The sequence below is a fragment of the Faecalibacterium longum genome (assembly GCF_040094125.1).
Lineage (GTDB): Bacteria > Bacillota > Clostridia > Oscillospirales > Ruminococcaceae > Faecalibacterium > Faecalibacterium longum.
The window spans coordinates 1-21,382 of sequence record NZ_JBBNIH010000132.1 but is presented as its reverse complement, the minus strand read 5'-3'; the positions used below and the strand labels follow the sequence as shown (position 1 = coordinate 21,382).

Here is a 21,382-nt window from a genome sequence, read left to right as displayed (position 1 = left end):
CTTGCGTCTTGCTGGCCGCGGCCCCAACAGCGACTCCCTGTTTCCGCCACTGGCGGCGGTCGTCGTTGTTGCTCCTACCGAGGGGAGGCTTTGGCATATCGGAAAACTTCGCCTCTTCGCCAGAGGCTCCCCTACTAGGGGAGCTGTCTGCGGAGCAGACTGAGAGGTTGTACGAAGGAAAACTTACCTTGTGTTCCACACTTTTTGTCATTTTCATCGTCTTTTTTACCGAAACCCCTTGCCAAATGGCGTGGGATTGGGTAAAATAAATAGAGATATGCGTAATGCATCTGAGACATTAAACTAATGGAGGAATTCCTATGATTTCTGCAGGCGAGTTTCGCAATGGCGTGACCTTTGAGCAGGACGGCCAGGTTCTTCAGGTCGTTGAGTTCCAGCACGTCAAGCCCGGCAAGGGCGCTGCCTTTGTCCGCACCAAGACCAAGAACGTCATCACCGGCTCTGTGGTCGAGACCAGCTACAACCCGACCGCTAAGTTCCCTCAGGCTTTCATCGAGCGCAAGGACGTGACCTACAGCTATGAGGATGGCGATCTGTACCACTTCATGGACAACGAGACTTACGATGACATCCCCGTCAACGCAAGCGACGTCCCCGATAACTTCAAGTTCTGCAAAGAGAACGAGCTGTGCAAGCTGCTGAGCTACAAGGGCAAGGTCTTCAGCGTCGAGATCCCCAACTTCATCGAGCTGGAAGTCACCCAGACCGAGCCGGGTGTCAAGGGCAACACTGCCACCAACACCCTGAAGCCCGCTACCGTCGAGACCGGTGCTGAGATCCGCGTCCCCCTGTTCATCAACGAGGGCGACCACATCCGCATCGATACCCGCACCGGCGAGTATATGGAGCGCGTCTAATTTTCTGACGACGATAAGACCGGGCAGCGGGTGACCGTTTGCCCGGTTTTTTCTTAAAAAGAAGAGCTGTTTTGCGATAGGAGGTATTCCCTATGAAGGAAAAAGCTGCATACCTGAAGGGCCTGATCGACGGCCTCGGCATTGATGAGAACACCAAAGAAGGCAAGGTCATCAAGGCCATGAGCGAGCTGCTGAGTGAGATGGCAGAGACCGTGGACAGCATCGACGAGGATGTCACCCACGCCTACGACCAGATCAACGACCTGAGCGAAGAGCTGGAAGACCTTGAAGCAGACCTGTACGAAGACGAGGATGCCGAGGACGAAGAGGACGACTCCGACGACTCCGACGACGAGACCGAGTCAGACGACGATGACGACAACGCCGACGTGGCCGGTGAGCCTTATTATGAGGTGGCATGCCCTGCCTGCGGCAAGACCGTCTACGTGAGCGAGGACGACCTGGACGCCGGTGAGGCCATCTGCCCCAGCTGCAAGGTGGCTTTTGAGGTGGCTCTGGAAGACCCCGAGGACGACGAGGCCGCTGAGAACGACGGCCCCGTGCAGTACGAAGTGACCTGCCCCGCCTGCGGCGCCACCTCTGTGGTGGACGAAGAGGCCCTGCTGGACGGCGACCCTGTCTGCCCCAGCTGCGGCAAGCCGCTGGACTTTGAGGTAACGGAGGAGTAATTCTCCGCCTCCCGAAAGCACAAGACAAAAAGCGCCCCCGGAACTCAGATTCGAGTTCCGGGGGCGCTTTGCTTTTTATAAGGTACGGAGAAGCGGCTTACATCTTCTCAGGGACGTTGATCTTGAACATGGTGAGCACGTTGAAGATGACGTTCTTGACGCCGATGCAGAGGGCCAGACGGGCCTGCTGGACGGCGGGGTCTGCGCCCTGGATGCGGCAGCTGCCGTAGAAGCGGTGGAAGGCGCTGGCCAGGTCGATGACGAAGCGGTTGATGCGGCTGGGGTCGTACTTCTCGGCGGCCATGACGATCTCCTGCGGGAAGGCGGCCAGCATCCGGATGAGGTCCATCTCGGAAGGCTCGGTCAGCAGGGTGGCGTCGATGTTCTCAGCGCCTGCGAAGGCCACGCCCTCGCTCTCCATCTTCTTGAGGATGGAGCAGATGCGGGCGTGAGCGTACTGGACGTAGTAGACCGGGTTGTCGTTGTCGGTCTTGACGGCCTGGTCCAGGTCGAAGTCGATGCCGCTGCCGGCGTCGTGCATATTGAACAGGAAGCGTGCGCTGTCGATGGGAACTTCTTCCAGCAGGTCGGTCAGGGTGATGGCGTTGCCGGTGCGCTTGGACATACGGACGGGCTGACCGTCACGCATCAGGTTGACCATCTGCATCAGCACGACGTCCAGGTCCTCGCCGTGGAGGCCGATGGCGTCCATGGCACCCTTCATGCGGGCGACGTGGCCGTGGTGGTCAGCGCCCCAGACGTCGATGGCCTTGGCGAAGCCGCGGGTGGCCAGCTTGTTGTAGTGGTAGGCGATGTCGGCGGCAAAGTAGGTGGGGATGCCGTTGGCACGGACGAGGACTTCGTCCTTGGCCTCCTCCTCGGTGCCGTCGTCGGTCTTCTTCTTATTGACGGTGCCGTACTTGGCAGCGTACTGTGCGCTGCGGTACATGATGGCACCGTCCTCGGCCTTGTAGCAGGCACCCAGCTCCAGCAGCTTGTCCACCACGGCCAGCACAGCGCCGGACTCGTGGAGGGTGCTCTCGTGGAACCAGACATCGTAGTCGATGCGGTACTTGCCCAGGTCGCGCTTGAGGGCGGCGATGTTCTTGGGCAGGGCGTAGGCAACGAGGGCGTCCTTCAGAGCTGCGAAAGCCTCGCTCTCGAAGAGGGTCTCCTCGTCCATGCCTTTGCAGGAGGCAACGTATTTGTCGCCGTTCAGCTCAGCGAACTCACCGGCCAGCACCTTGATGTCGCCGCCCTGATAGCACTCGGCAGGCAGGGGATAAGCCTCCTCGCCGCAGTACTTCTGCAGGTAGCGGACAGCGAGGCTCTTGCCGAACTTCTGGATCTGGTTGCCTGCGTCGTTGATATAGAACTCACGGGTCACGTCGTAGCCGGACCAGTCGAGGACAGCGGCCAGACAGTCACCCAGAGCGCCGCCGCGGGCGTTGCCCATGTGCATGGGGCCGGTGGGGTTGGCGGAGACGAACTCCACGTTGTACTTGGCACCCTTGCCGTGGTCGGTGCGGCCATACTCCTTGTTGGAGCAGGCACCCAGCACGACGCCGGCCCAGAAGGAGGGGGCGAGGAACAGGTTGATGAAGCCGGGGCCGGCCACCTCGACTTTGGCGAAGACGCCGCCGTCCAGTGCGGGCAGGTGGGCGATGAGGGCGTCGGCGATCATCTTCGGGGCCTTGCGCCAGGTGCGTGCGCCGGCCATGGCGATGTTGGAGGCGATGTCGCCGTTCTTGACGTCGGCGGGGATCTCTACGATGAAGGCGGGCAGCTCGGCCTCGGGCAGGGTGCCGTCGGCCATCGCAGCCTTGGCGGCGGCGGTCAGCAGAGCGCGAGCCTCGTCCAGCGCGGTCTGCCGGGGGTTGTAGTTCTGGTAGGTCTTTTCAAAGTCGGTCATTTCAAGTGTCCTTTCGTGTTTGAGTGCGAAGCCCGCTTGCCGCAGGAGCCGCAGGCAAAAAACAATGAGAAGTCAGTTGACGTGCTGTACCGTCATTTCCAGCGTGTTGCGGCTGACGATGCGGGCGTCGTCGGCGTCCAGCAGGTAGCTGAACGCCGCGCTGCCGCCCTTCTCGGTCAGCTTGCAGTCGATGCCGTCGCCGGTGACGCCCAGAGTGAGGGAGCCCACCTCCGTCTCGTAGTGGCAGAGATTGCGGCGGTCCCGCTCGATGAGGAGCTGGCTGTTGGCCCGCCCGAACCGGAGCAGGGCCACTCGGCTGCCGTCCTCGGCGATCTTGATGGTAGTGGTGCAGCCCTCGAAGCCGATGGTCTGCGTCTCCTTATAAGAGATGTAGTAGCTTCCGTTCTTTTTGGTAAAGCTGCCCCGGGTCATCAGCTCGATGTGGTCGCGGTCCTCCTCGCGGATGACGCCCTCATTGTCGAACTGGTCGATGGAGCTCTTGATGCGGATGATGTAGTTTTCCAGTGGTTTGCTCACAGTTTTGCGTCCTTATCAGTATTTATCAATGGCGATCTGGTCGATGAGCCCGCCCTTGTACTCCCCGAGGAAGAGGTCGGCAGTCTGGGCGAAGCTGTCCGGCACGTCGCTGACGTAGAAGTGGGCCTCGCCCTTTTCGTGATTTCCCTTCAGGCCGTGCTCGCTGAGCGTCCGCTCCAGATGGTGGGCGGCGGTCTGGGCCGGGTCCACGAGGGTGACGTTCCTGCCCATGTACCAGCCGATCATCTCTTTGATGAGGGGGTAGTGGGTGCAGCCCAGGATGAGGGTGTCCACCCCGGCCTCCCGCACCTCGGCCAGATACTGGGCGATGACCAGACGGGTCACCTGCTGCTTGTCGAGGGCGCTGTGGTCCACATAGCCGGCCTCCACGAGAGGCACGAAGAGGGGGCAGGGCCGGGCTGTGATCTCCACGCCGGGAACGAGCTTGCGCAGGACGGTCTCATAGCTGCGGGAGCGGATGGTGGCCGCCGTGCCGATGACGCCGATGCGGCGGTTCCGGGTGACGAAAGCGGCCTCCCGGGCCGCAGCGTCCACGACGCCCAGATAGGGGACGGGGAGCTTTGCGGCCTCGGCGGCGGGGTAGATGCTGGACACCGTGCCGCAGGCGGCCATGATGCACTTGACATCCTTCGAGAGCAGGAATGCGATGTCCTGCCGTGCATACTGCAAAATAGTCTCAGGGCTGCGGCTGCCGTAGGGGACGCGACCGGTATCGCCGAAGTAGACGATATTCTCGTTGGGGAGGCGCTTGCGCAGCTCCCGCACGCCGGTCAGACCGCCAAGGCCGCTGTCGAATACGCCGATGGGGCGGTTATCCATGCTGCTTTTCCGTCCTTTCCAGAGCCAGAGCGATGAGGCGGTCGATGAGGGCAGGCACGGGGATGCCCTCATGCTCCATCAGCTTGGGGTACATACTGATGGGGGTGAAACCGGGGAAGGTGTTGATCTCGTTGATGAGGACGCGGCCGGTGTCCTTCTCCACAAAGAAGTCGCAGCGGGCCAGACCCTCGCAGCCCAGCGCCGTGTAGGCCATGGCGGCGTAGGTCTTCACCTCGTCCAGCTTTTCTTCAGGCAGTTTGGCCGGAATGACCACCTGACTGACGCCGTTCTTGTACTTGTCGTCGTAGGTGTAGAACTCGGCACCGGCCAAGATCTCGCCCGGGCGGGTGGAGACGGCGGGGTCGGAGCCGATGACGGCGCACTCCACTTCGTGGCCGTCCACGAAGGCCTCGAACACCACCTTGCGGTCGTTGGCGAGGGCCAGCCGGATGGCGGCCTTCAGCTCATCGCGGTCATGGGCCTTGGTGATGCCCACGCTGGAACCGGCATTGGCGGGCTTGACGAAGATGGGCCAGCCCAGCTTTGCGATGACGCCGTCGCAGACGCCATCGGGGTCAGACTCAATCTCCCAGCGGGTGGCGGAGAGCCACTTGGTGTGAGGGATGCCGGAGGCGTCGAACATGGCGTTGGCGACTGCCTTGTCCATGCAGACCGCGCTGGCCAGAACGCCGCAGCCCACATAGGGGATGCCGGCCAGCTCCAGCAGGCCCTGCACAGTGCCGTCCTCGCCCCACAGGCCGTGGAGCACGGGGATGACCACGTCCACATGGACCTTCTCCACCTGCCCGGCGGGGGTGAAGAGGATGAGGCCGTGGTCGGCACGGTCGGGGCTGAGCACGCAGGGCATATTGCCCGGCAGCTCTTCCCAGCTGCCGTCGGCCATCTGGGCCGAGTCGGCCTCGGTGTAGAGCCAGCGGCCCTCTTTGGTGATGCCGATGGTCAGCAGCTCGTACCGCTGGTGGTCGAGCTGGTCCACGAAGGTGCCGGCGGACACACGGCTGACCTCGTGCTCGCTGGACATTCCACCGAACAGGACGACCACACTCATTTTATGTTCAGAATCGGATAACATAATCGATCTCTCCTGATTTCAGGACCGCTGCGCGCGGCAGACAGCCCGAAGTTTTGTCTATATACATAGATATACTTATTATATAATATTTATGCCCGGGATGCAAGCGGTGCCGCGCAGTCGGGCGAAGAGAAAGAAAATACAAAAAACCTGAAAAAACGCAGATTTCCCGCTTGACGAATGGCAAAAGACGTGTTACAATGGTAACACCTCTTTTGCGGGGTTATTAAGTGCGCCTGTCGAACGGGTGCTCCCGCAAGCCGAGGGAGGTTCAAAACAACCGTTATAATGGAGGTGTCAACAAATGACCGTTAAAATCACTCTGGCCTGCACCGAGTGCAAGCAGCGCAACTACAACACCACGAAGAACAAGAAGAACAACCCCGATCGTCTCGAGATGAAGAAGTACTGCCGCTTCTGCAAGAAGCACACCGTTCATCGCGAAACCAAGTAAGAAAGGCGGACAACATCATGGCAGACAAAACCGAGAAAAAGCCGGGCTTTGTGGCCAGAATGAAGGCCGCCGTGAAGGGTTTTGCCGCAAATGTGGCAAAGTTCTTCCGCGACACGAAGAGCGAGCTGAAAAAGGTCGTGTGGCCGTCTAAGGCGGACATCAAGACCAACACCGTCGTGGTGCTCGTGACGGTGGCGATCGCCGCCGTCGTGATGATCGCACTGGACGCCATCTTCGGTGGCATCCTGGGCCTTATCATCGGCGCTTGAATCATCTTGAAACGGAGGGTCAACCAGAATGGAAGAGCAGTCCAATGAGGCGCTTTGGTATGTCGTGCATACCTATTCCGGCTACGAGAATAAAGTGGCAACGGACTTACAGACCATGGTGGAGAACCGCCGCCTGCAGGATCTGATCTGTGACATCAAGGTCCCGACCGAGATGGTCCCCGAGATCAAGGACGGCAAGGAGCGTATGGTGGAGCACAAGCTGTTCCCCGGCTACGTTCTGGTCAAGATGGTCATGAACGACGATACCTGGTATGTCGTGCGCAATACGCGCGGCTGCACCGGTTTCGTCGGCCCTGCCTCGAAGCCTGTCCCCCTGACCGCTGAGGAAGTGGAGAAGATGGGCGTCGAGAAGGCGGCTCCGCTGACCGTCGATTTCAACGTCGGCGATACCGTGCAGATCACCGCCGGCCCCCTGGAAGGCTTTATGGGCCTTGTGGAGGGCATCGATACCGAGAGCTTCAAAGTCAAGCTCAAGGTCAATATGTTCGGCCGCGAGACGCCCGCAGAAGTGGACATCGCGCAGGTCGAGCTGCCGTAACCAACCGGCATCCGTTCTACCAAGGTAAGACCGCAGTGCGGTTCTTATAGAGCGTGTACACCGCGTACGCGCTCGTGGGAGGCGCGGAGACACCGCGCCGCAACTCACCACAGATTTTTGGAGGTGCATTTACTATGGCACAGAAAGTTACTGGCTACATTAAGCTGCAGATCGAGGCCGGCAAGGCGACTCCGGCTCCCCCTGTTGGCCCTGCTCTGGGTCAGAAGGGCGTCAACATCATGGCCTTCACCAAGGAGTTCAACGAGCGTACCAAGAACCAGATGGGTTATGTCATCCCCGTCGTCATCACCGTCTACGCTGACCGCTCCTTCAGCTTCATCACCAAGACTCCTCCGGCAGCCGTTCTGATCAAGAAGGCCGCTGGCATCAACACCGCTTCCGGCAAGCCCAACAAGGAAAAGGTCGCTACTCTGACCGCCGCTCAGGTGGAAGAGATCGCTAAGACCAAGATGCCCGACCTGAACGCTGCTTCTCTGGAAGCTGCCTGCAGCATGGTCCGCGGCACCTGCCGTTCCATGGGCATCGTCGTCGAGGGCTGAGACATAAACAGTGGGAGGGCATAACACTGCCCGCATGACCACACAGGAGGATATACAATGAAACATGGCAAGCACTATGTCGACGCTGCAAAGCTGGTCGATTCTACTAAACTGTACGAAGTGAACGAGGCTCTGGAGCTGGCCTGCAAGACCGCTTCCGCCAAGTTCGACGAGACCGTCGAGCTGCACGTCCGTCTGGGCGTTGATGGCCGTCACGCTGACCAGCAGGTCCGCGGCGCTGTCGTTCTGCCCAACGGCACCGGCAAGACCGTCCGCGTCTGCGCCATCGCTAAGGGCGCTGCCGCCGCTGCTGCTGAGGCAGCCGGCGCTGACATCGTCGGTGATGATGAGCTGATCGCAAAGATCGCCGGCGGCTTTATGGACTTCGACGTTGTCGTCACCACCCCCGACATGATGGGCCGCGTTGGCCGTCTCGGTAAGGTCCTGGGCCCCCGCGGCCTGATGCCCAACCCCAAGGCCGGCACTGTCGCTCCCGATCTGGGCAAGGCAGTTTCTGAGGCCAAGGCTGGTAAGATCGAGTACCGTCTGGACAAGCAGAACATCATCCATGTCCCCGTGGGCAAGGCTTCCTTCGGTGCAGAGAAGCTGTACAGCAACCTGGATACCGTTATGAGCGCCATTGCAAAGGCAAAGCCCGCCGCTGCAAAGGGCACTTACTTCAAGAGCGCTACCATCGCTACCACCATGGGCCCTGGCATCCGTCTCAACACCCTGAAGTACGGTGTCTGATTTGAAATTTTGAGGTAAAACCTCTCCGTCATCGCTTTGCGATGCCACCTCCCCTGCTTAGGGGAGGCTGAGAGGAAAAATTATCTGAAAAATTTCAAAAAAGCACTTGACAACCCCGCACGTTTGCGGTAAAATAATCATGCTGTTTTTGAGACAGCAGGTGCTGGAGTTCAGCGTAAGGCTAAGCCGCCTGCCGAGAAACGTGCGTAAAGTTGTTTTATGCCTCTTTCTCGGACTATGTGCGGGAAAGAGGCTTTTTTCGTTGCTCACCAGCTTTCGATATAAGTTTTTGAAACGAGGTGAAACCGAATGCCCAGTGCAAAGATTCTTTCTGAGAAGCAGGCTTACGTCGCTGATCTGAAGGCAAAGTTTGAGAGTGCGGTTTCCGGCTGCGTCGTCGCTTACGGCGGCATCAACGTCGAGAACGACACCAAGCTCCGTAAGGAGCTGCGTGAGGCAGGCGTCGATTACATGGTCGTGAAGAACACCATGCTGCGTCTGGCTGTCAAGGGTACTTCTCTGGAGACCCTGGCTGAGCAGTTCAAGGGCGATACTGCTATCGCTTTTGCTCACGAGGAAGACCCCATGTCCGCTGCCCGCATCCTGTGCAAGTACCAGGACGGCGATAAGTCCAAGAAGTTCGTCGTGAAGGCTGGCTTCATGGAAGGCAAGGTCATGGACGCTGCCGAGACCAACGCCATCGCAAAGCTGCCCAACCGCGAAGGCATGCTGTCCATGTTTGCAGGCGCCCTCACCAGCACTCTGTCTGGTCTGGCTGTTGCAATGCAGGCTTATGCCGACAAGCAGGAGGAGCCCGCTGCCTGATGGCCGCGTGACCGCTGCTTAAAAAACATCTGAAATCAACAAACAAACCATTTATATTGGAGGGTTACTACTATGGCTTCTGAGAAGATTACTGCCATCATCGACTCCGTCAAGGAGCTGTCCGTTCTGGAGCTGAAGGAGCTCATCGACGCATACTGCGAAGAGTTCGGCGTTTCTGCTGTTGCTGCTGCTGCTCCCGCTGCTGCTGGCGCTGCTGCTGCCGCTGAGGAAGAGAAGACCGAGTTCGACGTCATCCTGGTCGAGGCTGGCGCTGGCAAGATGGGCGTCATCAAGCTGGTCAAGGAGATCACCGGTCTGGGCCTGAAGGAGGCTAAGGCTATCGTTGATGGCGCTCCCAAGGCTGTCAAGGAGAAGGCTTCCAAGGCTGAGGCTGAGGACATCAAGAAGAAGCTGGAGGATGCCGGCGCTAAGGTTGAGGTTAAGTAATTTAACCCCCTTAAAGCTTGCTTCTTGAATTTCGATTCTTGAACAAAGAGGCGCTCTCGCTGCAAAGCGGGGGCGTCTTTTTTGTGCTTGACAAACCTTGTGCTGATGTGCTATTTTATAGATGTTAGAAGCTGCTTTCATAGCTAGGGTGCGCCGAATGGATGAGAATTTTTGCTGGCAGACAAGGCGCTTTTCCGCAGCAATCCTGACGGATTGCAAGGGAAAGCAACGAAGTATGCGGGCAAAAATGCCATTCAGGCGGTGTGCAATGGCTGTGAAAGTAGCTTCCAAGCTGACCCTTCTGCTGACGGATCTTGTGGAGCACCACAGTGCAGAAGGGGAGAGAAGTTTTAATGCCGACCGTCTGGGCAGCCTTGCGTCGTGGTGCGCAAAGCTGCCCTTTTTGTTTAAGGAGGATGCTGAATATGAAGTCTGACATCGAGATCGCACAGGAAGCCAAAATGAAGCCCATCGTCGACATCGCCGCCAGTTTGGGCCTCGCCGACGAGGACGTGATCCCCTATGGCCGCTATAAGGCCAAGGTAAACCACCGCCTCATCCATAAGGCATCGAAGCAGGGCAAGCTCATCCTCGTCACGGCCATCAGCCCCACTCCCGCCGGTGAGGGCAAGACGACCACCAGCGTGGGTCTGGCCGACGCCATGAACGCCATAGGCAAAAAGACCATGCTCTGCCTCCGTGAACCCTCCCTCGGCCCTGTCTTCGGCATGAAGGGCGGCGCAGCCGGCGGCGGCTACGCACAGGTGGTGCCGATGGAGGACATCAACCTCCACTTCACCGGCGACATCCACGCCATCGGTACCGCCAACAACCTGCTGGCGGCCATGATCGACAACAGCATCCAGCAGGGCAACCCCCTGAACATCGACCCCCGCCGCATCACCTGGAAGCGCTGCATGGACATGAACGACCGTCAGCTCCGCTTCATCGTGGACGGCCTGGGCGGCAAGGTCAACGGCACCCCCCGCGAGGACGGCTTCGACATCACCGTCGCCAGCGAGATCATGGCCATCTTCTGCCTCGCCACCAGCATCTCCGATTTGAAAGAGCGCCTCTCTAAGATCGTCTGCGCCTACACCTACGACGGCAAGCCCGTCACGGCTGGGGACATCGGCGCAGCGGGTGCCATGACTGCCCTGCTGAAGGATGCCCTCGACCCGAACCTGGTCCAGACCCTCGAGAACAACCCCGCCATCATCCACGGCGGCCCCTTCGCCAACATCGCCCACGGCTGCAACAGCGTCATGGCCACCAAGCTCAGCCTCTCGCTGGCCGACTATGTCATCACCGAGGCCGGCTTCGGCGCAGACCTGGGCGCAGAGAAGTTCCTGGACATCAAGTGCCGCTATGCGAATATCGCGCCCAGCGGCTGCGTGCTGGTGGCGACCCTCCGGGCTCTCAAGAGTCACGGCGGCGTAGCCAAGGCCGACCTGAACACTCCCAACCTCGAAGCCGTCAAGAAGGGCGCAGCCAACCTCGTCCGCCACATCGACAACATGAAGAACGGCTTCGGCCTGCCCGTCGTGGTGGCCATCAACGCCTTCCCGACCGATACCGCCGAAGAGCAGGCTTACGTCGAGCAGGTCTGTGCCGAGCAGGGCGTCCCCTGCGTCCTGAGCGAGGTCTTCGCCAAGGGCGGCGAGGGCGGCAAGGCTCTGGCCGAGAAGGTGCTGGACATCATGGAGGACCGTCCCATCCAGTACACCTACCCGCTGGAAATGCCCCTCAAGGACAAGATCAACGCCATCGCCACCAAGATCTACCGCGCCGACGGCGTGAACTACAGCGCCGCCGCCAGCAAGACTCTGGCCGAGCTTACCGAGCTGGGTTACGGCGACCTGCCCGTCTGCATCGCCAAGACCCAGTACAGCTTCAGCGATAATGCCAAGCTGATCGGCGCGCCCACCGGCTTCACGATGGAGGTGCGCGAGGTGCGTCTGGCCGCAGGCGCCGGCTTCGTGGTGGTCATCTGCGGCAACATCATGACCATGCCCGGCCTGCCCAAGAAGCCCGCCGCCGTGGGCATTGATGTGGACGCCGACGGCAAGATCACCGGCCTGTTCTAAACGAAAATTCGTTCCAGTTTTGCCCCTGCTGTCCCTCGGGACAGCGGGGGCTTTTTGTTATATGTTCCAAAAAGTTAGACGCTATTTGTGCATTCTGTCCCGAAATTGTGTACGAAGAGTGTGAAATCTGAGAAAAAAGTCTCCCTGCGGTTTACAAAAGTGTAACAAAATGGTATACTTTACAGCAGTGAATGAAAGCTGAAAGGATGAGTCAAACGTGGAATGTGCGCCGCACCGGATCTGGAAAAAACTGATGGCCCTTGTGTTGTCGCTCGTGCTGATGGCAGTGATGCTGCCGGGAGCGCTGGCGGTGGACCTCAACGTGGACGCCGGATTTTACTTCAAGCAGAGCCGGGGCGGCACCTGTACGCTGGCCTCCGCCGCCATGATGCTCCGCCGCCGCGCCTTTCTGGACGGCCTGACCGACTGGACGGACGTGACCGAGAACAGCGTCCGCGGCAGTGCGTGGGCAGGCGGCCTCTCCCACAGCTTCAACTATAACGCAATGCAGGTGGGCTACTCCACGCTGCCGTCCAACAACGAGGAGAAGAAGGCAGTGCTCATCCAGTTGCTGGCAGAGCACCCCGAGGGCATCGTCCTCTATGACCGCCGCCAGCCCCACGCCGTTCTCCTGACGGACTACACCGACGGCGTGTTCTACTGCTCCGACCCCGCCGGCAGCGTCTCCTCGGGCCGTGTTCCTATCTCGGCAGCCAGCATCTCCATCGCGGGTGCCTCCTGCTACTGGTACATATCTTCCGACCATAACAGCGCCGTCGCGACGCTGGACAGCCTCCGTCTGGAAGGAATGCGCTACCCGGTCAACATCCGCACCGGCAAGGGCATGAGCGTGAGCGGCACTGCCGCCAGCGCATCGGGTGCTGTGCTGAGCAGCGTGGAAGCGGCGATCCTCGATGCCAACGACCAGACCGTTCAGAGTGCTGAGGCCTCGCCCAATGTGTCCAGCTGGTCTCTGAAGAACTTCGACAGTCAGCTCCGTTTCGGTGAACTGCCCGAAGGCAGCTACACTTACATGGTCGTGCTGACCGACTCCAACGGCCAGACGCTCTGCTTCATGAGCGACTTCACCGTTTCCGGCAGCGCCAGCAGCACCGCGACCTACTGGACGGTGCAGGACCCCTCCGGCACGAAGCTGGGTCAGCTCGTTCAGGAGACCGAAGAGGCGGTGGCTGAGGCAGTCGAGAGTGAAGCTGAGGCTGTGACCGAGACGAAGAAGGGGCTGTGGAGCTGGCTTCTGGGCTGAGCTTCCCCAAAATAAAAAGACACAGGGTGGTCGGCAATGCTGACCACCCTGTTTTTGTGTCATCGGCAGAGCTGCGTCCCCGGGAAATAGTGGGTGAGGATGGCTTCGTAGGTCCAGCCCTGCTCGGCCAGCGCTTTGGCACCCCACTGGCTCAGGCCCACACCGTGGCCGTAGCCTTTCGTCGTGATGAGGAAGCTGCCGTCCTGATACCGGATGTTGAAGCAGGCGCTCCGCAGCCCCAGAGCCCGCCGGAGGGCTGTGCCGGAGACGGTCTGGCCGCAGACGGGCAGAGAGGCCGCATAGCCCGAGGCTGTCAGGGTCGTCTCACCGAACCAGCGTTCCGGCGCGGCAGAGTCGGCGGCGATGCCCAGTCCCGAGGAAAGAAGCTGCTGTACCTGCGGGGCAGAAAGGGTGAGGGTGACTTCGTAGTTGTCGGCGGAGAGGTCGGTGCTGCTGTCCACCGGGACGAGGTAGGGGAGGGCGCTGCCCCAGACGTTCTCGCTGGCCTCAGTACGGCCATTGGAAATGGCAAAATAGCTCGTCCCTGCCGCCGCACCGTCATAGCAGAGGATATCGCTGAGGACGGCGTCCGCGAGGGCCGAGAGGCGGGCATAGTTGGCCTCGTAGTCGGTCCCCCAGTAGCTGTGGAGGACGGCGTCGGTCAGGTAGCCCTGCCGCCGCGCCGGGTCGGCAGAGAGCCAGCTGCCGTTGGCTGCGGAGGCGTGGTCGCGGCAGTAGAGCGCGTAGCTGTGGGCCGCGACGATCTGCGCCTTGAGGGCCTCGTCCGGCCATGTGAGGGGCATTTCAGCCGCTGCGGCCCCGATGAGATAGTCCCGCTTCGGCACCTGCTGCACCTCGCCGATGCTCAGGTCTTCGATGAGAAAGACGTCTGCGTCTCCCTCGAAAGCGGCAGGCGCGGCTTCCGATACGGCAGAGGTGCTGGACGCCGGGGCAGGGGAAACGTCCGCCCTGCGGCCCAGCACGGCCCGGGCCAGCCGGTAGCCTGCCAGCGGCAGGGCGCTGCCCAGCACGAGGAGCAGGGCGCAGAGGAGCAGAAAGGCTTTTTTCATGGGGCATATCTCCCTCCCGGACAGACTTTTGGACTCAGTATACCGGCCTCCATCGGCAAAAAAGCGCACAAGAGGGGAATGCCTTGCATTTCTGCCCAAAACGCGCTATCATACACTTATGATAATTCCCCCGAAAAGGGGATAGAGATTTGAGGATTACAGATGAACTTTTTTATCATGGTTTCGCTTTTCCTGAGCGCAGCGCTGGGCGTTTTCCGGGGCATCGACCTGGCCCTTCTCACCGACGCGGAAACGGGCCTGTGCATCGTTGGCTCAGTCTGGCTGCGGTACGGTGCGCTGGCCGTGGCCGTCGGTGCCGCCGTAGCGGCGGGCCGCTGCTGTAAGCCGCAGACCGATGCGCTGCGGGGCCACTGTACGCCTTCCGGCGTCGTGGCACTGGCGGCGGCTGTCTGCTATGGAGAGGCTGCTGTGCTGCGCATCCTCTGGATGGGGAGCAGCGTGGCAATGCTTATCCGGGCTGCGCTGGAGGCGCTGTGCGCGTTCTGGATGATCGGTCTCGGTCTGAGCTGGCTGCGGAAGGACTGGAAGACCCCCACCCGCAGCCTGACGCCCGCCGTGCTGGGCAGCGCCGTGTTCTACTGGTGCGTGCTGGCCCGCTTTATGGAGAACAGCTCCAGCTGGCACCGGGTGGCCCCCACGGCGATGGTCTGGCAGCTGCTGGCGGGGCTGGTGTTCCTCTCGGCGCTGGCCCGGGCGCTCTACCTGCCCGGCACGTCCGACGGGCGCACCCTCTGCGCCGGCGGGCTGGCGGCGTTTGCCCTCTGCCTGTGCTGGGAGCTGCCCACCGTGCTGCAGACCCTTGTACAGGAGGGCGGCGGAGCTCTGCTGACGCCGACGCTGCTGTTCCGGCTGGGGCTGTGCTGTGTGGGCGCTTTGGGAGCCTTGAGCGCTGTGCGCTGCACAAGGACTGAGCAGGATGCATAAATGCGTCAGCAGTCGCTTGGTTGAATTGCTCAAAACAACACCCTATTCCCCGAGAAAATAGTACAAAAGCAAAAAAGTATGAAAACGACTTGTTAATTTTTTGGCAGGCACTTGAAAGTTTGGCCGTTTTGGTCTAAAATAAGAGTACCGTGAATTATCCGAATCAGGGTAAGAACATTTAGGAGGTACTATTAACATGGCTGTTAGAGTTGCTATCAATGGTTTTGGTCGTATTGGCCGTCTGGCTTTCCGTCAGATGTTTGATGCTGAGGGTTACGAGGTCGTCGCTATCAACGACCTGACCAGCCCCAAGATGCTGGCTCACCTGCTGAAGTACGATACCGCTCAGGGTTCCTTCTGCGGCAAGATCGGTGAGGGCAAGCACACCGTCGAGGCTACCGAGGACTCCATCATCGTCGACGGCAAGGAGATCAAGATCTACGCTGTTAAGGACGCAAAGGACGCTCCCTGGGGCGAGCTGAACGTCGATGTCGTTCTGGAGTGCACCGGCTTCTACACCAGCAAGGAGAAGAGCATGGCTCACATCCAGGCTGGTGCCAAGAAGGTCGTCATCTCTGCTCCCGCAGGCAACGACCTGAAGACCATTGTCTACTCCGTCAACGAGAAGACCCTGACCGCTGAGGATCAGGTCATCTCCGCTGCTTCCTGCACCACCAACTGCCTGGCTCCCATGGCCGACACCCTGAACAAGACCTACCCCATCGTCTCCGGCATCATGACCACCGTTCATGCTTACACCGGCGACCAGATGATCCTGGATGGTCCTCAGCGCAAGGGCGACCTGCGCCGTGCTCGTGCTGGCGCACAGAACATCGTCCCCAACAGCACCGGTGCTGCTAAGGCCATCGGCCTGGTCATCCCCGAGCTGAACGGCAAGCTGATCGGCTCTGCTCAGCGTGTGCCTGTTCCCACCGGCTCCACCACCCTGCTGGTCGCAGTCGTCAAGGGCAAGGACGTCACCAAGGAGTCCATCAACGCTGCTATGAAGGCTGCTACTTCCGAGTCCTTCGGCTACAACGAGGATCAGATCGTCTCCTCCGACGTCATCGGTATGCGTTACGGCTCTCTGTTCGACGCTACCCAGACCATGGTCGCTAAGATCGATGACGACACCTATCAGGTTCAGGTCGTGTCCTGGTACGACAACGAGAACTCCTACACCTCTCAGATGGTCCGTACCATTAAGTACTTCGCTGAGAACTGCTAATCGCAGCTCTACGCTCAAAAGTGCTTGAATTGTCTACCAGAGTTTGTCTTGCTCAACTGCGAACAAGCTTGATTTGGTACGATAAGCTTATCTAGCAATTTTTCACCCTTTCTTTTGTGGTCTGCCATGAAGGAAAGGGTGTTTTTTTATGTGTTTGAAAGATCTCCGTGATGAATTTATCTATGACTGTGAATGCCGCCATCTGGCTAAAGGCTCTGTGCGCAATTATAAGGCTGCGACCTGTTTTTTGCTGGAATAATTGTTCTTGACGTTCGGATGGATGCCTTCCCCAACAAAGAGGCGGTTCAGGTAGCAGCCCAAAAAGAAGGGAAAAGTGTGACCGAATACATCATGGAGGCAGTACGCCTTCGAATGGAGCAGGAAAATGCCGCATCAGGCACCCCGGGGGTGGTTAAAAATCTGAAAGGGGACACTGACCCGGTAGAATGAGATCGTTGTTTCATCTCCCCAGACCGAATTAAATCATAAGTAGTAGAAGGCCTCTGTCTTTCACAGAAATGTGATCGGCAGGGGTCTTTTTGCGTTATGAAAATGATGCTCGAAAAACAAAAAAAGTATCCCCCATATGGAAAATGAAAGACCGTGGCTAAAATCGAGCGTTATTCCATCAGATTTAGCACTTTTCTGCCCTTTATAGACCCCTGATGGGAGAATATCCGGTTCATCTCCCGGCGCTTTTGGGTCAGGTTAGAATGCACATAGCGCTGTAAGGTAATGTTAGCGTTAGCGTGTCCTAGCAACTCGCTAAGGGTCTTTACATCGCACCCTGCCTGCAAACAGGTCGTTGCAAAAGTATGGCGCAGTGTGTGCGGACGCACTTGCCGGACAATCGCCTGTTTCAGATATACCTTGATGCTTTTCCGATAGCAGCGAGGTTCTGTGGGTTTGGACTCGTTGCCAGATAGAAACCATGTAGCATTGCTGGCGTTTCCGTGCAGCTTTTTCAGCATCAACAATATCTGCTTTGGAATAGGAATTTCCCGGCGGGAGGTGCGGGTTTTGGGCGTTTGGATGACCACCTTCGTGTGACCATCTCCGCAGGAAATTCGGCAGACCGTCCGGTTAATTTTCAGCGTTCCGAGTTTCAGGTCGAAATCGCCCCATTGTAAGCCGCAGATCTCGCCAATACGCAGACCCAATTCCAGCCCTAATAATAAGCCGATTTTGCGGGGCGTGGAGTTCTCCTGTACATAATGATAAAGCCGTTGCTGCTCCACCGGAGAGAGCGGCGCAGAAATTTTGTCGATGGCTTTTGGCAGCGCTACTTTCAGCTCCATCGGACGAATCAGGCGTAAATGTGCGGCGTACTTGCAGATACGTCGCAGCATCGAGAGGCATTCCCGTGCAGAAGAGTTACCCAGCGGCTTGTGTGCGGCATCCGTAGGCGCGATGATCTGCTGCATGGCCTGTTCCAGAAAGCTTTCGTCAAGGGACACAACGGGCACTTTACTCAAAACCGGAAGAAGATACTTGTGCAGTGTGTACGAATAATGCGCATAGGTGGATTCTTTTATACCGTTCTTCAGGGAGTGCAACCACACTTCGGCCAATGTCTCAAAGGTCAGGTCGGTTCTTTTCAGCTTGTAGAAACCAGCCTCTGCTTTCTTCTGAATCAGCACTCGTTTGACCTCTGCATAGACCGTTCCGTAGACGTAGCCCCACTGGATTTTGCCTTCCGATGTACGAGCTTTGATATAGCGGCCTTCCCACCGGCCATCCTTGCGTTTGCGTATATTTTCTCCCCGTCGTGCCATTTTTGTTTCCTCCTGCGTCTTGGACACCCATCTGACCACTTATTTTGTTCACATGCGTTTTCATCTGGATTTTTCATGCGATACTGGGCGTTGTGCAAAAAAACTTCCACTTTCACGAAGCTTTTTCGAAGGCCATGTGGGATACATTTATATAATTTTCTATTGAATCCCAGATATAACCATGATAAAATAATAAGAGAATTCAAACAACGATGTCGAAAGATCGGTATCCTCCATTTTCCATGTGGAGGATACCCCTTTATTGCGGGAAGGGGTGAGCAGAGTGGCATTGCGTCTGTTTGAGCACAACGAAAAAGCATATCGTGCGGCGATCCGGATGATGGAGCAGTATGGCAAGGCTGCCATTGTTCATCCCACCGGCACCGGAAAGAGCTATATTGCGTTCAAGCTGATCGAGGACAACCCGGAGAAGGTCGTGATCTGGCTTTCTCCCAGTGAGTATATCTTTAAGACCCAGCTAGAGAGCCTGAAAAGGAACGACCCGGAGTTTCCGTTGGAAAATGTTCACTTTTACACCTACGCCAAACTGATGTGCTGTACGCAGGCGCAGCTGGGCGAAATAGCAGCGCAGAAGCCCGCCTATATTATACTCGATGAATTCCACCGTGCCGGTGCGGAATGCTGGGGCGAAAGCACGGTGGCTCTATTAAAGTTATGCCCGGACGCAAAACTTCTTGGGCTGACGGCGACAAACATCCGATATTTGGATAATAACCGCGACATGGCCGAAGAGCTTTTTGACAACCGTGTTGCGAGCGACATGACCCTTGGCGAAGCAGTCGTCAGGGGCATTTTGCCTGCGCCAAAATACGTGACGACCGTTTATCAGTACCAGAAAGCGCTTGCAAAGTATCAGGCACGGGTGGACAACCTGCGGACACCGGGCATTCAGGATGTGAACCAGAAATATCTGGACGCGTTGCGCCGCGCACTGGAGCAGGCAGACGGCTTGGACAGGGTCTTTGCCCATCATATTACAAACAAATCTGGAAAATACATCGTGTTCTGCGCCAACAAAGAGCACATGGACGAGATGGTATCCCACGTGCCGGAGTGGTTCGCAGGGGTCAATCCAGATGTTGTGGTGTACGAAGCCTACTCGGATGACCCGAACACCGATAAGGCCTTTGTGGACTTCAAAACGGACACCAGCAACCGGCTGAAGCTGCTGTTCTGCATCGACATGCTCAACGAGGGCGTTCATGTGGAGGGGATTTCCGGGGTCATCCTGTTCAGGCCCACGATTTCGCCCATTATCTACAAGCAGCAGATCGGACGCGCCCTGACCGCTGGGGATACCGCAGCTCCGCTGATTCTCGATGTGGTCAACAATTTTGAAGGCTTGACCAGTATTTCCGGTCTGCAAAGCGAGATGCAGGAGGCCGTCCACCGTCTGTATGCCAACGGCGAGGGTGACAAGATCGTCACCGAGCGGTTCGAGGTCATCGAGCAGGTGCATGACTGCCGGATACTGTTTGAACGGCTGCAGGAAAGCCTTTCTTCCAGTTGGGAGCACTATTTCTCTGAGGCAAGCATCTACTATGCGGAACACGGCGACTTAAAAGTGCCGAAGCAGTATAAGACACCTGCTGGCCTGAGCCTTGGGGTGTGGCTCGTCACACAGCGCGGGGTGCGCGAAGGGAGAGTCTCCGGAAATCTGACGGAACAGCAGATCGCGCGGCTGGACAGCATTGGTATGGCCTGGGGAAATCAGAAAGAGAGCGCGTGGCAGCGTGGCTTTGAGAAGGCGAAAAAATATCATGATACCTATGGGAATCTGATGGTAGCTGGAAAGTATGTGGACCCGGACGGCTACCCTCTGGGCAAGTGGCTCATCAAAACACGGCAGCAGAAGCTGAATGGCAATTTGAAGGAAGAACGCATTGCGCAGCTTGATGAGATCGGCATGGTGTGGAGTGTTTTTGATGCCAAGTGGGAAAAAGCTTATGCGCTGGCTGCGGCCTACTATGAGGAAAACGGCAACCTGAATATCCCACGTTCCTATGTGACAGCGGCTGGTGAACGGCTGGGGCAATGGGTCACAAGTCAGCAATGGGCGTACCCGAAAGGAAAGCTGACGGACGAGCAGGTCGAACGACTCAACCGGATCGGGATGTACTGGGGCAACCGCAATGATCGCCAGTGGAACGAAGGCTATCAGGAGGCAAAGTGCTACTTTGATGCCCACGGTGATCTGAACGTCCCGGCAGAATATGTGTCACCGGGCGGTTACAACCTCGGGAATTGGGTCAAGCGGCAGCGGTACACGCGGCTGAACCCCGATAAAGGGTGTGGTGTGCTGACACCGGAACGCATCGCACGGCTGAATGCTATTGGGATGCAGTGGGACAAGCCTGACCCGTGGCAGCACCGGTATAAACTGGCGCAGAAATATAAGAAGGCTCATGGAAATCTGAAAATCCCGGCCAAGTACAAAACTGCGGATGGCATCTGGTTGAGCCGGTGGGTATATGACCAAAAACGGCTGCTGCGAGATAACTCTCCCAAATTAAGTGCGGACCAGAAACAATTACTGGAAGAATTGTTTGATGGGGCGGTAATGGAAAAGGAACCCGTAGCAAAGGCTGGGTAAGAATGCGCGCAGCGGGGATCGTGCGAGAAAATACAGAGTGTGAAGAGGTAAAAATGAGTACAGAAGTAATTGGAATTGAAAAGCCGGTCGTCATCGACCGAAAGCAGAATCTGCGGGAACATCGGTTATATTGGGTTGGACGCCGGACGCAGGATGTGGTCTTATCGGCACTGGCGCTTGTGGTGCTGTCGCCGGTGATGCTGGCAACAGCTATCGCTATCGTGGTAGATGACCCTTCTGCCGGGCCTATTTTTTCGCAGGAGCGCATTGGACGAGATGGCAAACCGTTCAGGTTCTACAAGTTTCGTTCCATGTGTCCGAACGCAGAGGCAAAACTGGACGACCTTCTGGACCAGAACGAGATGGATGGCCCTGTGTTCAAAATCAAGGACGATCCGCGCATTACCCGTGTGGGTAAATTTATCCGCAAGACCAGCATCGATGAGCTGCCCCAGCTCTGGAATATCCTCAAGGGAGACATGAGTATTGTGGGCCCCCGCCCGGCACTTCCCCGCGAGGTGGAGCAGTATGGGGATTATGAGAAGCAGCGTTTGTATGTGACGCCGGGCCTGAGCTGCTATTGGCA

21 protein-coding genes, 1 riboswitch and 1 other annotated feature are annotated in these 21,382 nt (G+C 58.1%); of the genes, 15 read left to right on the top strand and 6 right to left on the bottom strand.

Annotated features, from left to right (window positions below):
- Positions 1-320: 320 nt before the first annotated feature.
- Positions 321-878 carry an elongation factor P gene (gene efp, locus AAAU26_RS07210; RefSeq protein WP_015563681.1) on the top strand — a complete coding sequence of 186 codons (558 nt, stop codon included), beginning with the start codon at positions 321-323 and terminating at the stop codon, positions 876-878.
- A gap of 92 nt (positions 879-970) precedes the next feature.
- The gene (locus AAAU26_RS07205; RefSeq protein WP_207676509.1) at positions 971-1,567 is read left to right on the top strand and encodes a CD1247 N-terminal domain-containing protein; all 597 of its coding nucleotides are present in this window, start codon (positions 971-973) and stop codon (positions 1,565-1,567) included.
- A 97-nt stretch (positions 1,568-1,664) separates the two neighbouring features.
- Here the strand turns inward: AAAU26_RS07205 and argS are convergent, their stop codons facing one another.
- The 4 genes from argS to AAAU26_RS07185 form a co-directional block, all read right to left on the bottom strand.
- Positions 1,665-3,479 (bottom strand): arginine--tRNA ligase, encoded by a 1,815-nt coding sequence (argS, locus tag AAAU26_RS07200; protein WP_149793847.1) that lies wholly within the window; start codon positions 3,477-3,479, stop codon positions 1,665-1,667.
- 72 nt (positions 3,480-3,551) lie between these two features.
- Positions 3,552-4,016: a YwiB family protein gene (locus AAAU26_RS07195; RefSeq protein ID WP_158389536.1), complete on the bottom strand. Its 465-nt coding sequence runs from the start codon at positions 4,014-4,016 to the stop codon at positions 3,552-3,554.
- A 15-nt stretch (positions 4,017-4,031) separates the two neighbouring features.
- Positions 4,032-4,856 (bottom strand): glutamate racemase, encoded by an 825-nt coding sequence (gene murI, locus AAAU26_RS07190; protein WP_149793845.1) that lies wholly within the window; start codon positions 4,854-4,856, stop codon positions 4,032-4,034.
- A complete protein-coding gene (locus AAAU26_RS07185; RefSeq protein WP_227619453.1) occupies positions 4,849-5,949 on the bottom strand; it encodes a D-alanine--D-alanine ligase family protein in 1,101 nt (366 codons plus the stop codon). Before AAAU26_RS07185 ends, murI begins: the two co-directional genes overlap by 8 nt.
- Positions 5,950-6,253: 304 nt before the next feature.
- Between AAAU26_RS07185 and rpmG the strand changes: the two genes are divergently transcribed.
- From rpmG to AAAU26_RS07140, 9 genes are all read left to right on the top strand, one after another.
- Positions 6,254-6,403 (top strand): 50S ribosomal protein L33, encoded by a 150-nt coding sequence (gene rpmG / locus AAAU26_RS07180; protein ID WP_005920501.1) that lies wholly within the window; start codon positions 6,254-6,256, stop codon positions 6,401-6,403.
- 17 nt (positions 6,404-6,420) lie between these two features.
- Positions 6,421-6,672, top strand: a complete 252-nt coding sequence (secE, locus tag AAAU26_RS07175; RefSeq protein ID WP_149793843.1) for a preprotein translocase subunit SecE — start codon at positions 6,421-6,423, stop codon at positions 6,670-6,672.
- Between the two features lie 28 nt (positions 6,673-6,700).
- Positions 6,701-7,231, top strand: a complete 531-nt coding sequence (gene nusG, locus AAAU26_RS07170) for a transcription termination/antitermination protein NusG (RefSeq protein ID WP_015563687.1) — start codon at positions 6,701-6,703, stop codon at positions 7,229-7,231.
- Positions 7,232-7,365: 134 nt separating this feature from the next.
- Positions 7,366-7,791, top strand: coding sequence for a 50S ribosomal protein L11 (rplK, locus tag AAAU26_RS07165; protein WP_149793842.1), 426 nt, complete (start codon positions 7,366-7,368; stop codon positions 7,789-7,791).
- Positions 7,792-7,848: 57 nt separating this feature from the next.
- Positions 7,849-8,541, top strand: a complete 693-nt coding sequence (gene rplA / locus AAAU26_RS07160; RefSeq protein ID WP_015563689.1) for a 50S ribosomal protein L1 — start codon at positions 7,849-7,851, stop codon at positions 8,539-8,541.
- A 129-nt stretch (positions 8,542-8,670) separates the two neighbouring features.
- Positions 8,671-8,810 (top strand) — a sequence feature (ribosomal protein L10 leader region).
- A 40-nt stretch (positions 8,811-8,850) separates the two neighbouring features.
- The gene (gene rplJ, locus AAAU26_RS07155) at positions 8,851-9,366 is read left to right on the top strand and encodes a 50S ribosomal protein L10 (protein ID WP_015563690.1); all 516 of its coding nucleotides are present in this window, start codon (positions 8,851-8,853) and stop codon (positions 9,364-9,366) included.
- Positions 9,367-9,438: 72 nt separating this feature from the next.
- Positions 9,439-9,813, top strand: a complete 375-nt coding sequence (gene rplL / locus AAAU26_RS07150) for a 50S ribosomal protein L7/L12 (protein ID WP_149793841.1) — start codon at positions 9,439-9,441, stop codon at positions 9,811-9,813.
- Positions 9,814-10,103: 290 nt separating this feature from the next.
- A riboswitch (ZMP/ZTP riboswitch) is annotated at positions 10,104-10,190 on the top strand.
- A gap of 48 nt (positions 10,191-10,238) precedes the next feature.
- Positions 10,239-11,900 carry a formate--tetrahydrofolate ligase gene (locus AAAU26_RS07145; protein ID WP_227619451.1) on the top strand — a complete coding sequence of 554 codons (1,662 nt, stop codon included), beginning with the start codon at positions 10,239-10,241 and terminating at the stop codon, positions 11,898-11,900.
- 217 nt (positions 11,901-12,117) lie between these two features.
- The gene (locus AAAU26_RS07140) at positions 12,118-13,164 is read left to right on the top strand and encodes a hypothetical protein (RefSeq protein ID WP_227619450.1); all 1,047 of its coding nucleotides are present in this window, start codon (positions 12,118-12,120) and stop codon (positions 13,162-13,164) included.
- 59 nt (positions 13,165-13,223) lie between these two features.
- Here AAAU26_RS07140 and AAAU26_RS07135 read toward each other — a convergent pair whose 3' ends face one another.
- The gene (locus AAAU26_RS07135) at positions 13,224-14,234 is read right to left on the bottom strand and encodes a SpoIID/LytB domain-containing protein (protein ID WP_227619449.1); all 1,011 of its coding nucleotides are present in this window, start codon (positions 14,232-14,234) and stop codon (positions 13,224-13,226) included.
- Between the two features lie 162 nt (positions 14,235-14,396).
- Between AAAU26_RS07135 and AAAU26_RS07130 the strand changes: the two genes are divergently transcribed.
- Both AAAU26_RS07130 and gap read left to right on the top strand, forming a co-directional pair.
- Positions 14,397-15,179, top strand: coding sequence for a hypothetical protein (locus tag AAAU26_RS07130; protein WP_227619448.1), 783 nt, complete (start codon positions 14,397-14,399; stop codon positions 15,177-15,179).
- A 196-nt stretch (positions 15,180-15,375) separates the two neighbouring features.
- Positions 15,376-16,407: a type I glyceraldehyde-3-phosphate dehydrogenase gene (gene gap / locus AAAU26_RS07125; protein ID WP_158396744.1), complete on the top strand. Its 1,032-nt coding sequence runs from the start codon at positions 15,376-15,378 to the stop codon at positions 16,405-16,407.
- 620 nt (positions 16,408-17,027) lie between these two features.
- On the opposite strand, the gene AAAU26_RS07120 is transcribed toward gap, so the two are convergent.
- Complete coding sequence (locus AAAU26_RS07120) at positions 17,028-18,182, bottom strand: tyrosine-type recombinase/integrase (protein WP_227619447.1); 1,155 nt, start codon at positions 18,180-18,182, stop codon at positions 17,028-17,030.
- A 283-nt stretch (positions 18,183-18,465) separates the two neighbouring features.
- On the opposite strand from AAAU26_RS07120, the gene AAAU26_RS07115 reads away from it, so the two are divergent.
- Positions 18,466-20,796 (top strand): Helicase associated domain protein, encoded by a 2,331-nt coding sequence (locus AAAU26_RS07115; protein ID WP_227619446.1) that lies wholly within the window; start codon positions 18,466-18,468, stop codon positions 20,794-20,796.
- Positions 20,797-20,849: 53 nt separating this feature from the next.
- On the top strand, positions 20,850-21,382 hold a 533-nt coding region (locus AAAU26_RS07110), incomplete at its 3' end, for a sugar transferase (RefSeq protein WP_349180979.1).